Source organism: Bacillus sp. FJAT-47783 (assembly GCF_022808615.1).
Classification (GTDB): domain Bacteria; phylum Bacillota; class Bacilli; order Bacillales; family Aeribacillaceae; genus Bacillus_BZ.
The window spans coordinates 127,329-141,915 of sequence record NZ_JAKZKS010000005.1 but is presented as its reverse complement, the minus strand read 5'-3'; the positions used below and the strand labels follow the sequence as shown (position 1 = coordinate 141,915).

The 14,587-nt window shown below is 35.3% G+C and carries 15 protein-coding genes and 2 rRNA genes; 16 read left to right on the top strand and 1 reads right to left on the bottom strand.

Going from position 1 to position 14,587, the window contains the following annotated elements; all coding sequences use genetic code 11:
- The 12 genes from MLD65_RS06215 to MLD65_RS06160 form a co-directional block, all read left to right on the top strand.
- Positions 1-190, top strand: a 23S ribosomal RNA gene (locus tag MLD65_RS06215); the annotation flags it as partial.
- A gap of 73 nt (positions 191-263) precedes the next feature.
- A 5S ribosomal RNA gene (gene rrf / locus MLD65_RS06210) occupies positions 264-378 on the top strand.
- Between the two features lie 580 nt (positions 379-958).
- On the top strand, positions 959-1,564 hold the full coding sequence (locus MLD65_RS06205; protein WP_243291012.1) for a glycerol-3-phosphate responsive antiterminator: 606 nt from the start codon (positions 959-961) through the stop codon (positions 1,562-1,564).
- Positions 1,565-1,608: 44 nt separating this feature from the next.
- Positions 1,609-2,730 (top strand): ABC transporter ATP-binding protein, encoded by a 1,122-nt coding sequence (locus tag MLD65_RS06200; RefSeq protein ID WP_243291011.1) that lies wholly within the window; start codon positions 1,609-1,611, stop codon positions 2,728-2,730.
- Positions 2,727-3,665, top strand: coding sequence for a carbohydrate ABC transporter permease (locus MLD65_RS06195; protein WP_243291010.1), 939 nt, complete (start codon positions 2,727-2,729; stop codon positions 3,663-3,665). Before MLD65_RS06200 ends, MLD65_RS06195 begins: the two co-directional genes overlap by 4 nt.
- The gene (locus MLD65_RS06190; RefSeq protein ID WP_243291009.1) at positions 3,662-4,474 is read left to right on the top strand and encodes a carbohydrate ABC transporter permease; all 813 of its coding nucleotides are present in this window, start codon (positions 3,662-3,664) and stop codon (positions 4,472-4,474) included. Before MLD65_RS06195 ends, MLD65_RS06190 begins: the two co-directional genes overlap by 4 nt.
- 26 nt (positions 4,475-4,500) lie before the next feature.
- On the top strand, positions 4,501-5,865 hold the full coding sequence (locus MLD65_RS06185) for an ABC transporter substrate-binding protein (protein WP_243291008.1): 1,365 nt from the start codon (positions 4,501-4,503) through the stop codon (positions 5,863-5,865).
- A 478-nt stretch (positions 5,866-6,343) separates the two neighbouring features.
- The gene (locus MLD65_RS06180; RefSeq protein WP_243291007.1) at positions 6,344-6,703 is read left to right on the top strand and encodes a YwqH-like family protein; all 360 of its coding nucleotides are present in this window, start codon (positions 6,344-6,346) and stop codon (positions 6,701-6,703) included.
- Between the two features lie 2 nt (positions 6,704-6,705).
- A complete protein-coding gene (locus MLD65_RS06175; protein WP_243291006.1) occupies positions 6,706-6,987 on the top strand; it encodes a DUF5344 family protein in 282 nt (93 codons plus the stop codon).
- 16 nt (positions 6,988-7,003) lie between these two features.
- Complete coding sequence (locus tag MLD65_RS06170; protein ID WP_243291005.1) at positions 7,004-8,557, top strand: ribonuclease YeeF family protein; 1,554 nt, start codon at positions 7,004-7,006, stop codon at positions 8,555-8,557.
- Positions 8,558-8,599: 42 nt separating this feature from the next.
- Positions 8,600-8,944 carry a hypothetical protein gene (locus MLD65_RS06165; protein ID WP_243291004.1) on the top strand — a complete coding sequence of 115 codons (345 nt, stop codon included), beginning with the start codon at positions 8,600-8,602 and terminating at the stop codon, positions 8,942-8,944.
- 28 nt (positions 8,945-8,972) lie between these two features.
- A complete protein-coding gene (locus tag MLD65_RS06160; protein ID WP_243291003.1) occupies positions 8,973-9,782 on the top strand; it encodes a hypothetical protein in 810 nt (269 codons plus the stop codon).
- 391 nt (positions 9,783-10,173) lie between these two features.
- Here MLD65_RS06160 and MLD65_RS06155 read toward each other — a convergent pair whose 3' ends face one another.
- Entirely contained in the window at positions 10,174-10,611 is a 438-nt protein-coding gene (locus MLD65_RS06155; protein ID WP_243291002.1) for a MarR family winged helix-turn-helix transcriptional regulator, read from the bottom strand.
- A 155-nt stretch (positions 10,612-10,766) separates the two neighbouring features.
- On the opposite strand from MLD65_RS06155, the gene MLD65_RS06150 reads away from it, so the two are divergent.
- The 4 genes from MLD65_RS06150 to essB all read left to right on the top strand — a co-directional run bounded on the left by MLD65_RS06150 (position 10,767) and on the right by essB (position 14,574).
- Positions 10,767-12,251, top strand: coding sequence for an MFS transporter (locus tag MLD65_RS06150; protein ID WP_243291001.1), 1,485 nt, complete (start codon positions 10,767-10,769; stop codon positions 12,249-12,251).
- 345 nt (positions 12,252-12,596) lie between these two features.
- On the top strand, positions 12,597-12,890 hold the full coding sequence (locus MLD65_RS06145; protein WP_243291000.1) for a WXG100 family type VII secretion target: 294 nt from the start codon (positions 12,597-12,599) through the stop codon (positions 12,888-12,890).
- A gap of 86 nt (positions 12,891-12,976) precedes the next feature.
- Positions 12,977-13,216: an ESX secretion system protein YukD gene (gene yukD, locus MLD65_RS06140; RefSeq protein ID WP_243290999.1), complete on the top strand. Its 240-nt coding sequence runs from the start codon at positions 12,977-12,979 to the stop codon at positions 13,214-13,216.
- A 14-nt stretch (positions 13,217-13,230) separates the two neighbouring features.
- Complete coding sequence (gene essB, locus MLD65_RS06135; protein WP_243290998.1) at positions 13,231-14,574, top strand: type VII secretion protein EssB; 1,344 nt, start codon at positions 13,231-13,233, stop codon at positions 14,572-14,574.
- The last annotated feature ends 13 nt before the right edge of the window (positions 14,575-14,587 follow it).

The following is a 14,587-nucleotide window of genomic DNA, read 5'->3' as shown; positions in this document are numbered from 1 at the left end:
ATCGCTGGGTAGCTATGTGCGGAAGGGATAAGTGCTGAAAGCATCTAAGCATGAAGCCCCCCTCAAGATGAGATTTCCCATCACGTTATGTGAGTAAGATCCCTGAAAGATGATCAGGTTGATAGGTCCGAGGTGGAAGTGTGGTGACACATGGAGCTGACGGATACTAATCGATCGAGGACTTAACCTAAATGTACGAATAGATTTCAGTGAAGCACGTTATCTAGTTTTGAAGGAATAAAGTTTCTTCATTTTAATAACTGTTTGGTGACGATAGCGAAGAGGTCACACCCGTTCCCATACCGAACACGGAAGTTAAGCTCTTCAGCGCCGATGGTAGTTGGGAGTATTCCCTGTGAGAGTAGGACGTTGCCAGGCAAACGAAGAACAGCAAAGGCTGTTCTTTTTTTGTGTTTTTAAACTTCGGTGCAATAAAAGAAAATCTGGTGCAATTAATGGATATGAAGTGCAATTACAACATTAAATGTGCAAATACATGATAAGTGGTGCAATAATTTTGAAGTTCGTGCAATTAAGCTTGAGATTCGTGCAATTGTTTCCCAAAGTGGTGCAATTAATTTCAATTTTGGTGCAATTACGACTCTCACGCATGGTTTAACTTGAATAAAACACTCAGAAGCACTCCCCTTTCTACGATATTTAATCCTTTGAAACCTACAATTCCCCCTAATTATTTTCTCGACACTAATTTAGTTGTGTGTATTTTTTAACAAAGTAAATACATTTTTAAGAAAATATTAACAATTAATTTATACTGACTTTAGATTTCAACTGTAGAATTACAATTATGAAGGACAAGTGAATAAATTTAGGTTGAGAACAAGGGAAACCGTAGAAAAGTATTAGGTGACAAACTCGATTGTAACACCTGTGTTTTTTATGGTTTTTTATTTTTCCTATTTATTTGAACAGGACAGTTGGAAGGACGTGAATAGAAGTGAATAGCCAGAAAGAGTTTTTTAAAAAATTAAATGAAGATCGATTAATTGCTTCCATAAAAAATCCTAAAAGCTTAGATCAGTTTCTTCAAACAGAAATTCAATCAGCATTCTTACTAACAGGGAATATAAGTGTAATAAAACGATATGTGGATCTCTTAAAGAAACATAATCGCTTCGTTTTTTTACATATTGAAAAAATCCCTGGTATTAGCTATGACCGTGAAGGATTAAAATTTATTTCAAAATTTGTACAACCAACTGGAATTGTTAGTACAAAAAGTTCTATTATTCAATCAGCTAAAAAAGAGGGTTTACTTACAATACAAAGACTTTTCTTAATAGATTCAGATGCTGTTCAAAATGGACTACGTACAGTAAGGGAGATTGAGCCGGACTTATTAGAAGTTATGCCAGCCTTAATGCCTGAAATGATCTCCAAATTAAAAAAAGAATTAAAAGTTCCAATTATTACGGGCGGGATGATACAAAGTCAACAGCATATTGATGCTGCATTAAAAAGTGGTGCAATCGCTGTTTCAACAGGAAAACCGTGGCTTTGGCATGTTCAGCTTTCTAAAAGCGTATCTTCCAAAATGAACTAACTTATTTGCTTCTTAAAAGAGCTTGATTTGAGGAGGAATGAAATATGAAACGCGTTGAGCTAATCAATGTATGTAAATCCTATGACGGAGAGACAAATGTTATTAAAGAGGTTGATGTGAAGATAGAACCTGGTGAGTTTTTCGTCTTAGTTGGTCCATCTGGTTGTGGGAAAAGTACAATGCTTCGCATGATTGCAGGACTTGAAGAGGTAACATCTGGTGAATTATATATTGGTGAGCATCTTTCCAATACGCTTCCTCCTAGTCAGAGGAATCTATCCATGGTCTTTCAAAATTATGCACTTTACCCGCATTTAACAGTTGAACAAAATATTACCTTTGGCTTACATGTGAAAAAGATTTCGAAACATGAACAGAAGAAGAGATGCTTAGACGCCGCTGAAATGCTTGGGTTAACACCATTACTAAATCGAAAGCCTCGTCAATTATCTGGTGGACAGAGACAAAGGGTCGCCCTTGCCCGCGCCATCGTTACGCAGGCACCAATTTGCCTTATGGACGAGCCGTTATCAAACCTCGATGCAAAGCTCAGAGCAAAGATGAGATCGGAAATTCGTCAAATCCAACGTAAACTTGGTATTACGATGATCTATGTTACACATGACCAGACGGAGGCCATGACAATGGCTGACCGAATGATGATTTTACATAATGGAGAAGTGCAGCAAGTAGGTAGACCTTTAAAGATTTATAATAATCCTGAAAATACGTTTGTTGCCTCTTTTATTGGAGCTCCTCCAATGAATTTAGCTCAAGTATTGATTAAAGAAGAGTATTTATTGCTAGATGATAATCGAGCAGTTTCTATAAATAAAGAAGTTATAAATGTTTTATCCAATCATCAAAACATAACACTGGGTGTACGTCCAGAGCGGGTTCAGCTTGCAAGTGACGGTCAGATGAGCTTTTTTGTTGATGCTATTAATGTTGAAATTCTAGGGACAGAAACACTTATTACGTTTGAGGTTGGATCACAGCAATGGATTGCAAAATGGAATGGGCAATGGAATATAGAAGTTGGTGAAAAGATTCCTTTATTTATTCATGAATCAGATATATTTCTTTTTGATACAGACAGTGGAGCATGTATATGGCATCAAAATAATAAAGAGGATAAACAATCCATAAGGGAGGCTGTTTTATGAATGAATTACCCAACGTTTCCTCCCAGTCAATGAGTATAAAAGGTAAATTACAAAATCGAAATAAAGGGTTACCGAAAGCAGTGACAGGATTCCTTTATCTTTTGCCATCCATTTTATTATTTAGTGTTTTCCTTTTTTATCCAATGATTCGAACATTATACTTAAGTTTTTTCTTAACAGATGGTCAAGGAGTACCGGTTGCATTTGTTGGCTTTGAGAACTTTACTTACCTTTTACAGTCGACAAGCTTTCAAAATAGCCTAAAAGCTACAATACTCTTTGTTTTTTATACAGTTCCAGCTGGAGTCATTCTTGCCTTGTTTTTGTCTCTTATTGCGAATGAAAAGGTTAGAGGTATTGGATTTTTTCGGACAATGTTTTCTTCGACAATGGGGATGAGTGTCGCTGCTTCCTCTGTCATTTGGATGTTTATGTACAACCCAGCTATCGGTATTTTAAATAAAGTGATTAGTATGATTGGATTTTCAGAGGTTCAATGGTTACTAGATCCGAAATATGCACTAGTTTCTGTTGCTATCTCAACGATATGGATGAACACAGGTTTTTCTTTTCTTATCTTATTAGGGGGACTGCAAAATATTGATGAGCATCTTTATGAGAATGCAGAAATTGCTGGTGTAAGTTACTTCTATAAATTAAGGAAAATTACGATTCCGATGCTATCCCCGACACTATTTTTTATTATTACAGTGTCTTTAATCAACTCATTTCAAACCTTTGGGCAAATTGATATTTTAACAAAAGGAGGCCCTGTAGAATCAACAAATGTTATTGTGTATTCGATTTACAAGGATGCTTTTATTAATTACAACGTTGGGTCAGCAAGTGCTCAAGCAACCATTCTTTTCTTCTGCATATTAGCTATGACCATTCTTCAATTTAAACTTGGAGAAAGGAAGGTACATTATCAATGAGCATGACGAAAAAAATCATCTTGTACAGTTTATTAATAATCTCAGTTGTGTTCATGATGTTCCCAATCTTTTATGCCATCATGATCAGTTTTATGCAAGGGGGAGAGGTACTAAAAGGGGATCTCATTCCGAGCACTATAACCATTGAAAACTATAAAACAGCTTTTGAAAAAGTACCACTCTTTCGTTATTTATGGAATAGTTTTCTCGTTTCAACGGTTGTGATGATCGGTCAATTATTTATTTCAAGCTTGGCCGCATTTGCCTTTGTTTTCGTTCCATTTAAAGGGAGAAACTTCTTATTCTTGTTATTTATTTCTACGATGATGATTCCTTGGGAAGCAACAATGGTTCCTAACTTTTTAACAATTCAAAAGCTTGGGTGGCTAAATACTTATGCGGGATTGACCGTTCCTTTTTTTGCGTTAGCTTTCGGAACATTTTTATTGAGACAGAATTTTAAAACAATACCAAAAGAACTGTATGAAGCTTCAATGGTTGCAGGAATTAGTCGATTTCGATTTTTCTGGAACGTTGTATTACCCGTATCAAAAACAAGTTTAATTACATTAGGGATATATAGTTTCTTAACTACTTGGAATATGTACTTGTGGCCATTACTCGTTACGAATAACGAAAGTGTAAGAACCGTACAAATTGGCTTAAAACAGTTACAATCTCAAGAAGTTTCAACCGAATGGGGGGTGGTGATGGCAGCGGTAGTTATTGTAATTCTCCCGACCTTAATTCTATTGTTTTTAGGACAGAAGCGTCTGCAAAAAGGATTAACACAAGGCGCGATTAAATAATTCATTGGAAAAGGAGGATTTATATAATGAAACAAAAATTACTTATTGTTTTATCCGCATTCTTTTTATTGTTATTAGGTGCTTGCTCGAGTACTAGTACGAATACAAATGGATCTGAAACAGAAGGAAATGAAACAGAAGAAACGGCTGGAAAAGAAGAAGTTATATTCTGGCATGCAATGAGCGGACCTCTTGAAACCGTTTTAAATGATATCGTTGCTGATTTTAATAACTCCCAAGAAGATATCGAGGTTAAGCCTGTTTTCCAAGGTACATATGAGGAGGCTTTAACGAAGTTTAATACAGTTGCTGGAACAAAAGATGCGCCAACCATTATGCAAACATTTGAAGTTGGAACAAAATACATGATTGATAGTGGACATATTGAACCTGTGCAAAAATTTATTGATGAAGATAACTACGACACGTCACAATGGGAAAAGAATATTTCGAATTATTATACAGTTGATAGTAAGCAATATTCCATGCCATTTAACTCATCCACACCGGTTTTAATTTACAATAAAGACGCCTTTAAGGAAGCCGGTTTAGATCCTGAAAAAGCTCCAATGACATACAGTGAATTAAAAGAAGCAGCGAAAAAACTAACAAAATCTGAAGGTGGAGAAACAAGTCAATACGGATTTACTATCCTAAATTACGGTTGGTTCTTTGAAGAGCTGTTAGCTGTGCAAGGTGGCCATTACGTTGATCAGGATAACGGTCGCAAAGGTGATGCGACAAAAGCAACCTTTAACGATGAGCTAGGGTTAAAAGTATTTAATCTCATTAGTGAGATGCATAATGAAGGAACGTTCTATAATGTAGGTCAAAACTGGGATGATATGCGTGCAGCATTCCAATCCGGTAAAGTTGCGATGTACTTAGACTCTTCCGCTGGTGTTAAAGGAATGGTTGATAATTCTGATTTTGAAGTAGGTGTTTCCTATTTACCAATTCCAGATGATGCTGAGCGTGAAGGGGTCATCATCGGTGGAGCATCCATTTGGATGTCTAGTGGAATTAGTGAAGAAAAACAAAAGGCAGCTTGGGAGTTTATGAAATACTTAACAACACCAGAAGTTCAAGCAGAATGGCATGTAAAAACAGGCTACTTCGCCATTAACCCTGCTGCCTATGACCAAGATATTGTGAAAAAAGAGTGGGAAAAATACCCTCAGTTAAAGGTAACAGTTGACCAACTTCATGAAACAAAGACGAGCACAGCTACACAAGGTGCATTAATTTCAGTGTTCCCTGAATCACGCCAAAAAGTTGTTAAAGCAATGGAAAATTTATATCAAGGAATGGATCCACAGGAAGCATTAGACCAAGCAGCGGAAGAAACAAACCGTGCATTAGAGGTTGCAAATAAAAAGAAAGGCAATTAAATAGCGCTTAGAGAGTTTTTGATTTTCCCTAGCAGATAAACAATCAAAATAAATAATTTTGTAAATAGCCCCTGTAAAGAAAATGGCTCTTTATAGGGGCTATTTTTTATAAGAAATTATTCCGGTGTTAATGAACAGGAATAAAAAGGTTTATTTTACCACCAATATTTTTTCATCCCCTAGCTTATTGCGTTCTTCATTTGATTAACAAATAAAAAATTTACGATTCAATGGCCTCATCACTTAAATCTACAACAATAATTTTTATAGCCAAAGAAAAGGTAAAGTATTCCCCTTCTAAAGACCATAAATCTACCTAACTTTTAATATATACAATATGATCACAAAGTCTCGTGATGTAAAGGTTTTAAGAAGAAAGACCCATTTATTCGGGGTGCTTCCATTTGATACCATATAAAGGGGTCTGCCTTTTTTTAAAATAAGTAAATTAATTATGACATTAAAGGGGCTGAAAAAATTGTCCTATTTATCTTATTTACAGGCACAGCTTCGTGAAAAAAAAGAGCAACTATATCGGTTGAAAAATTGTGCATCTAAATTAGATGCATTACAGGGAGAATTCTTTCAAAATCAAAAATTAATTAACGACCCAGAGCTTACTTCTACAACATGGAATGGTGAGTTAGCTAATAAGTTTACATATGTTCGAGAGGATTTATCCCTTTCGTACAAAGAGCTTTTCGAAACACAATTAAACACCGTTATTATGACGATCGAACATAAAGTTACCTCTATTAAAATAGAAATTCAGACATTAGAAAGTAGTATTGCATATGAGAAAGCTAGAATTGAAATGGAAAGAAAGAAGGTGGACTAAGGTTGAGTGAGGAAGTGAAAGTCCGTTATGGAGAAATAGAAGATGCAATCTCCAAAATTGAAAGTGCTTCAGAAGCTTTTGATCCATCATTCATGAAGGAAACAGCCAATGGAAATGAATTAGATGTTGTAAAAAAATTAAATGAATTGAACCAAATGTTTGAAGAAATAGGACTAGCTTATAAAAAGGTATTAAAAGCGAATAATCAATCGGTGAGTAGAATTTTGCAAGGCGTAAAAGAGGTTGATCAAAGCATCTCTTCCACCATGAAGGCAACTCGTTAGGAGGTGTAGTAATTTTATGAAGGTACTTGACTCTCAATCTTTACATAATAGTATTGAAGATGTACTAAACAAAATAAAGTCACAAATGAATCATCTGAAAGAGCTTGAGAAGGCCATTGAACTTTTTTCTGAACTTGACGATGCTTTTGACGGTAAAGGGGGAAAGGCGATCCGATCCTTTTATCAAGACTGGCATAAACCTCTACTATCCTTTTATTACTATTCTTTAAAGAGTTATGAAGGAGCTTTAACGAAATTAAAAGAAGCGTCTGAAGACTTAGAGCCAAACTCTAACGGCTATATTCGCCAAAGCTTTCTTGAAGGAGAACTAACAAATGGAATTGATAAAATTAAATCAGTTACAGTTGCGCTTGTTGATGAAGCAAACGGCGCCATTGAAAGTGTAAATGACATCGTTACTCTTCAAAACCTTAATGATTCTCAATTTCACTCGCATACTCAAAGAGCAAATAATAAAATTGATCAGACGATTGAAAAGTTAGTCACTTTCGACACAACACAAACGAAAGAACTAGACACTGTAGAGTATGATATTACTTTAATGAAACGTTATATTAATGAAGTACAAGGAATGTTTAAGAGTGGGGAGTTGAGTATTGAGAATTATAACTCTGATCTATTAAAGGAGAAGCCGAGTTTTAATGAATTAGAAAAAGAACTAATTAAAGGAAAAGTAATGATGTTTGGTGATATGCTTACTTCACCTTTTGATTACATAAATGGGAAAATGAGTTTGGGAGATACTGTGCTAGCTGGGTACCAAACGGCATCTGCAGGGTATACTTACATCGCTTCTCGAAAACTACAAGTCCATTATTTTGGTAGTAAGCCAACTCTTTGGCAAAAACTACGGGGAAAGTATGAATTCACAGTAAAAATCGATCCATCATGGACAAGTAAGGGCAAACATAGTGCGAAAATGGCTAAGAGATTACTTGATTTTTCTAAAGCACCAACTCCTTCAAATCCCGTAATGAGAAGTTTTCAGAAATTTGTCCAATCATATAAAAGTCCTTCACATTTATATAAACACCTAGCAGGATTTCCGAAAAACGTCGATCGAATGACTGGAAGGGAGTTCATGAAAGGGACTTACACAAGAATGGCTACTGGGACCAAAGAAGTAGTAGGTAAAGTGGTTACGAAAAGTGGTTTTGTTCAGGTGGGTAGGAGAATTCCTGGGGTAGGGACAGGGATTTCATTAACTGCGAATGCTGGGGAGTTATTTTCACATGAAAATAAGGATAAATCACTTTCAGAAAGATGGGGGAGATTTGTTGGTGGGGTTTTAGCAGACGCTGGAACTATAGCAGTTGGAGCAAAAGTTGGTGCGACTATCGGCAGTGTAGGCGGTCCTGCTGGCGTAGTTGTAGGAGGGGCTGTCGGTGCTTTCGTTGGAGGATTAGCCAGCTCCCAAATAGGTGATATAGCTAAGGACATTGGTGGGAAAATTGGTAAAGATGTTGGTAAGGTAGCAGGAAAAATTAACTCTGCCATTACTGATGCTGGAGAGAAATTAAAAAAGTCGATAAGTAGTTGGTTTAATTAGCTTTATTTGTATCAATACATCTTTGTTATTAAGGAGTGCGAGATGATAGAAGAAATATTATATGTATTTGAGGTTGTACTAGGTGCATTTTTGTGTTTACAATGGGGATCGATATTACTATTCTTTTTATTAGAATGGGCAATAGTAGATTACTATGAATGGGGTACCTTTGAGCGTCCAAAGTCGATTATTGATAAAATTCAAAATGTCTGTATGATGTTAGTTTTTGGCTCGGGTTATTTCTGGTATCGTAAATTTCGTCAGCGCGTTTGGATTATCAGAAAGCTTTATATGCTCATAGCATTGATTTTACATGGAATTCTTTCCATTATTATTTTCTATATTGTTACACTGCCACTCGATTTTATAGTAAGTTTGTTTTCATAAATAATTCAAAACGTAAGGTTGTGAAAGAATGAATCATTTACTCACTTGTACAACAGAAGAGCTTGCCTTAATGGTTAGTGTGGTTGGACATCATAGTGTGGCGAAGGGGATTGCAGAGGCGGCTGTTGGGAGTAAGTCTGAAAAAGAATGGATTGCCATTATGGAAGCGACCGTACACCAGCTTATGATGAAGCAAATTTGGGACGAGGAACGTGATCAAAGGGATGAAATTCCTATAAAAAAGGAAATGGTTGAATTTATAGAGAGATATGTTGGATCAAAGCGAATGATTCGCTGTTCAAATGCTCCACAAAAATCAGTATTAATGCTTCATCATTATGAAGGGGATGATTGGTTGTTTCATTTAATTGATCGAGATATAATTCATGAGTTTGCTCTAATCTCTTCTTCAGAAATAAAAGAGATGATTAAAGATTATTACGGTATTTTCTTTGAGGAATACGGAGGTGATCATACCTTTTCATTAACGGATAAAGCATTTGATTGGCTCAGCAACCCGAAAAAAGTAGAAAAAGTCCGTAAAAGCTCCATGTTGACCGAAAAAGAAGAGAAGAGCTTCAACCTGTTTCTAGAAGACTTACAAACATTTGATTGGACGTTATTTAACATCTCGAACTTTAGCAATGTCATAGAAGAAGATGAGACGTACTTAGAAAATGTGATCTTCTTTCTACCATCAAAACGTGGTGTGTGGATCTCTGAATATACGGAGCATCCTAAAACACCTGTTCATATCTATTTAGCAGACAATGAAGAATGGGAAACGATTCTAGCAGGAATTGCCGATTTCGTTGCCTATCAAACTCAACATCAATAAAAACTTAAAAAGAATCTTGCCAGCAGGTGAGGTTCTTTTCAATTAGTATTAGTATGAAAGATAAAATTACAAATCAATAACTTAAGAAGCGAATAAGTGTTTGTTTTAAAGGAAATCTTGAGTTTGATTACAACAAGCATAATGGCAGTAGAATCGTTATTTATGTACTGTTCTTATATGATTTTGTAACGATTGGGAAGGATAAGTGCATCAATTGGAATAAGTAGGGAGAAACAAAAGGCGGTAGATTCCGAATTTGATCGACTCATTTTATAAAAAGTTTACATACCACAAGAGTCTGTTTTAGAAAGGGTATTCAAAACAGACTCTTGTTTATTATTGTTTAGTACAATGCAAAAGTTATACTTCAAATCCAAATTTCAAGTTACATTTACTTTTCATTTAAAAGCAAATTATCCCTCATCTTTTCAAAAAAATGAATCAACTGTTTCAATTCATCTTCTGAAAAGTCTTCAAATAATATTGTTTGATATTCCCGTTCATGTATATTGATTTTATTTAATAAACGTTCCCCTTCTTCTGTAATGAATATTGAAAAGGCACGTCGATCTTTTTCGTCGCGTTTTCGAATGATGAACGTTTTCCTTTCGAGATTATCTAATAAGCGCGTAGTAGAAGGTCGGTCTTTTTTTATCATATCGGCAAGATCCTTTTGATTAACCCCTTGATTTTTTTCAACCATTCGTAGGAGTAACCACTGATCGTATGTGATATTGTATGATTTAAAATGCTTTGATAAGCGAGAGAGATAAATTTGACGAACTTCGTTATTTAGATAAATAAGTTGACTCGTAAGTGAATTCTTCATTACAAGTATCCATTCCTTCCGGCGATATCTTCATTAACTATGTTAACAAATTATCTTTTAACGGAAAATAAAAATAATTGATTTAGTTGTTAATAACAATTATAATTATAAACAATTGTCATGAGAAACGTACAAGGCTTTTGAGGTGATGAATATTGAGTGTAGAGAAAAAGTATGCTTTATGCAGTATATTAATATGTTTTTTTATCGCGATAACAAGTCAGCTTAGTACAGCTATTACAATTGGCTTTGCCGCATATTCTTTTGGCGAAATAGGTCAATTAGCCAATGCTTTCACTTTAACATTAATGGGGACGGTAGTGGGACTGCCACTTTTTTCACGATTAATTGACCTTAAAGGGAGCCACTACATTTATAAAAGATCGTTATTACTTTTTTGTATTTCAGCGTTCTTAACGGGATTTGCACCGAGTTATGCTTTGGTAGAATTAGGTGCATTTTTTATTGGGATATTTGGTACACCGTTAATTCCAATCCTTAATCCGATGATGAATACGGTATTTAGTCAAAATGAAAGAAGCAAGTTAATTGTGTATATTGGCCTTACATTAGGATCTTCTTTATTATTTGGACCTCTAATCGTCGGTTTATTAAATTATTATTTTGGGTGGCGTTTTGGTTTGTGGCTAAATGTTCCGATTGCATTACTTTCTTACTGGCTTATTCATCCTTATGATTCGAATGAAAAGAGCTCGGAGCCACAATCTATATTTGATATGACAAGTGGAATAGTATTTACTTTAAGTATTGCTGTTTTCACATTTTGGTTGAGAAATATAGGATATTGGGGATTAAATAGTTTATTTTCTTATTGCATGTTGACCATTTTGGTTATTTTAATCATTTCTTTCTATTTAAGAGAGCGTAAATTGACAAATGGATTTTTGCAAATAAAAGACTTTGAACAAACGCCTGTTTTATTTTTTATATTATTCAACGTGTTTACTGGTAGTATCCTCTTTTATTACATGACGTTAGGTTCCTTATCCGGTATCATACGAATGCAAGACGTACTTTCTGGCTTGGGTATGACCATGGTTCCTCTAGTTATAGGGTTGTCCTTTGGAATCGTGTTGTGTCCCAAAATTTTAGCTAGAATCCCCTTGTCAACGTTTATCAAAATAGACTCGGTGTTTATTGTCATTTTAGCTATTGTGACGAGCTTTTCATGGAATGTGCTACCTGCGTCAATTGTTGCCATTCTATTTTTCCTTAATGGATTGGCTATAGGACTAATTAACCCAGGAATTAACTCGAATATATATGCTTCAAGCCCGCCTCACCGTCAATTAGGCAGTACGACATTAGGTTATTTTGTATTTAAAATGGGTGGAATTACATTGTTAAGCTGTTTAAGTTACTTATTACACCATTGGCTTCAAGGCTATTTCCAAAGAGTAAACTATACGGGAAGTGTTTCATTTACGCAAATGCTCAGTAAGTCATCTGTCCTTCATTCTGCAGCAATGGACAGTTTGCAAAGAGGATATTATTTTTATAGTATTTATTTGTTGGGGATTTCTTTTCTGTTTGTGGCTGTTTTGTTTTTAAGAAAATCTAACGTAATCATGAAAGTAAAACGATTCTTTGAATATAAGTTCTATTTGTCAAAAGAGTAGCTAGCGAGCTACTCTTTTTTGAAAGATAAACTTTGCACATAGCTTTATGTGTCGAGCTTCAGGCGCCATCGGCTCAGAGGTAAGAGGGGATCAAGAAGGTTAAAAACGACTTTTAGTTAATTTATTATAATATTTAGACTATCAAGAAAAATCAGTAAAATTAATCTTTCCTTATTATGGTCTTCTAAATAAAATGGGTCAAAATATCCAATGTTTCGACATGAGTGTAATGAACAACTGGGTAATTGTTATTATTTTTGTAAATTATTGAAATTAATGTTTGACCTTTTAATCTATTTATTTTTACAATTATAGTAAATTGATGTAAAAAGGAGAGGATTTAGTATGTCAGGAATTATTCGTGTAACTCCAGCTGAACTTCGTGATATGGCGTCACGTTATAACAATGAAGGTGGTCAAGTTCAAGAATTAATTGGTCGTCTTGATACGATGAGAGACCAATTACGTGACATGTGGGAAGGTGCTTCAAGTGAAGCGTTTATCGCTCAATACGAAGAATTAAAGCCTTCATTTGTTGAGATGTCAAATTTATTAGAAAGAATCGCGAAACAGCTTAGTGATTCTGCGAACGTTCTTGAAGATACGGATGCACAAATTGCAAGCCAAATTCGCGGATAAACTTCATCTTAACACAATCTAATGAAAAGGAAGGAGCGCTGATTCTTGCGAGATGAAGGCGCTTTTTCCATTTTTGAGGTGAAAAAATGTACATAGAAATTACCGTGGATTTAAAGAACTACACAGGAGAAACCTTTGACCTTCGTCTATCAAACTATCATTCTATAAAAAAAGTAATCGATATCGTGTGGCAGGCAAAGCACATTTCTAAACCGCCCCGTGAAGGCTATTGGATCCGGGTATCAAATAAGCATGCTGTTTTTTCAGGAAGCGATAAGTTATTAGATTGCGGGATTACAACGGGAGATCGTCTAGAAATTTTATGAAGGAGACTATCGGAATGTCAGAAAAGAATCCGACTTATTTAGAAGAAAAGTTACAAGCTGTAATAACGAAGGAAAATGGTTATACCTTTTCATTTCAAAAGGAAAAGATCAAGCTTGATCATGCCATCGAGATTGACATGGTAAAAGAAATTAACCCAGATTTCCAAAAGGACATTGTCATGACAGACGATGAGTTACATGTAACGACACAACTACCAGCCCATTATAAAGAATTTCACGCAATCCAAAAGAAGGATGATCACAGTAAGTGGTTGTTTACTCATCAATTAGTGAAAAAAGTAAACAGTCATCCGTATTCACGTCTTCATCTCATCGTATGTCCGGACAATATTGTGTTCGATCAAAGTCTCGAACCTTCGTTCCTGCATTATGGTGTTAAGGAAAGCATTCCTCCATATGAAAAGGATGAAGATAGAGTTTGGCACGAATTAAAAGCAACGATAGCGGCGGCTGTCGATTCCACTCACTCATTTGACAAGTATTTAAAATTTCATGAGACTTTACAACTCTCCTCTCCAACAAAAGACATTATGGCTGCACAGGATATGGAGGGACTTCTCGCAATCATCTTGAATCAAATAAATGAAATCGAAAAAAGAGATAAAACGTTCGTCCATATACCAGAAAAGAAGTGGAAAATTCAACGCTATGTTTCAATCGGTCTTCTTGTTGGTTTAGTTCCGGCTATCATTTATACGTTTTATTCAGTCTTTTTCCAACAGCCTAAACAGGCTGCGTTTATAGCAAGTAACGAACACTTTTTAAAGAGCGAATATAGTGAAGTGATTGATTCATTAAATCGTTACAGTGTTGAAGATATGCCAAATGTCGTAAAGTATGAACTTGCCACTTCCTATGTCATTAATGAATCATTGACAGAAGAGCAGAAGGAAAATATCCAAAAAGCACTTACATTACATTCTGACCCGCAATATTATGACTATTGGATTCACATTGGTCGCGGAGAAAATGAAGAGGCGCTTGAGATTGCTCGAACGTTAGAAGATCAGTATTTAATTGGATATGGGCTAATCAAATACCGTGATGAAATTAAATTAAACGATAAATTATCAGGTGAAGAAAAACAACAAAAAATTGATGAAACTTCCAATGAACTAGAAGAGATTAAGGACGAACTTAAGGAAAAAGAGAAACAGGAATTAGAAGAACAAGAAGAAAAACAACCTGAAAAACAAGAGGAACCACCGAAAGAACAAAAACAACCTGAAAAAAAAGAAGAGGCAACGAAACAACCAGATCAGCCTGATGATTCAGTAGAAAATTCTGCTCCAACAAATGAAGATGAAGCAACATCAAGTGAAAATAAAGCATCGTAGTAGGAGGTGATTT

What these genes read in the sequence shown, in the direction of transcription:
- MLD65_RS06145 (WP_243291000.1), top strand. Translation starts at nt 12,597, where the DNA reads ATGTCAGGAATTATTCGTGTAACTCCAGCTGAACTTCGTGATATGGCG.
- MLD65_RS06195 (WP_243291010.1), top strand. Translation starts at nt 2,727, where the DNA reads ATGAATGAATTACCCAACGTTTCCTCCCAGTCAATGAGTATAAAAGGT.
- MLD65_RS06170 (WP_243291005.1), top strand. Translation starts at nt 7,004, where the DNA reads ATGAAGGTACTTGACTCTCAATCTTTACATAATAGTATTGAAGATGTA.
- essB (WP_243290998.1), top strand. Translation starts at nt 13,231, where the DNA reads ATGTCAGAAAAGAATCCGACTTATTTAGAAGAAAAGTTACAAGCTGTA.
- yukD (WP_243290999.1), top strand. Translation starts at nt 12,977, where the DNA reads ATGTACATAGAAATTACCGTGGATTTAAAGAACTACACAGGAGAAACC.
- MLD65_RS06185 (WP_243291008.1), top strand. Translation starts at nt 4,501, where the DNA reads ATGAAACAAAAATTACTTATTGTTTTATCCGCATTCTTTTTATTGTTA.
- MLD65_RS06165 (WP_243291004.1), top strand. Translation starts at nt 8,600, where the DNA reads ATGATAGAAGAAATATTATATGTATTTGAGGTTGTACTAGGTGCATTT.
- MLD65_RS06155 (WP_243291002.1), bottom strand. Translation starts at nt 10,611, where the DNA reads ATGAAGAATTCACTTACGAGTCAACTTATTTATCTAAATAACGAAGTT.
- MLD65_RS06160 (WP_243291003.1), top strand. Translation starts at nt 8,973, where the DNA reads ATGAATCATTTACTCACTTGTACAACAGAAGAGCTTGCCTTAATGGTT.
- MLD65_RS06200 (WP_243291011.1), top strand. Translation starts at nt 1,609, where the DNA reads ATGAAACGCGTTGAGCTAATCAATGTATGTAAATCCTATGACGGAGAG.
- MLD65_RS06190 (WP_243291009.1), top strand. Translation starts at nt 3,662, where the DNA reads ATGAGCATGACGAAAAAAATCATCTTGTACAGTTTATTAATAATCTCA.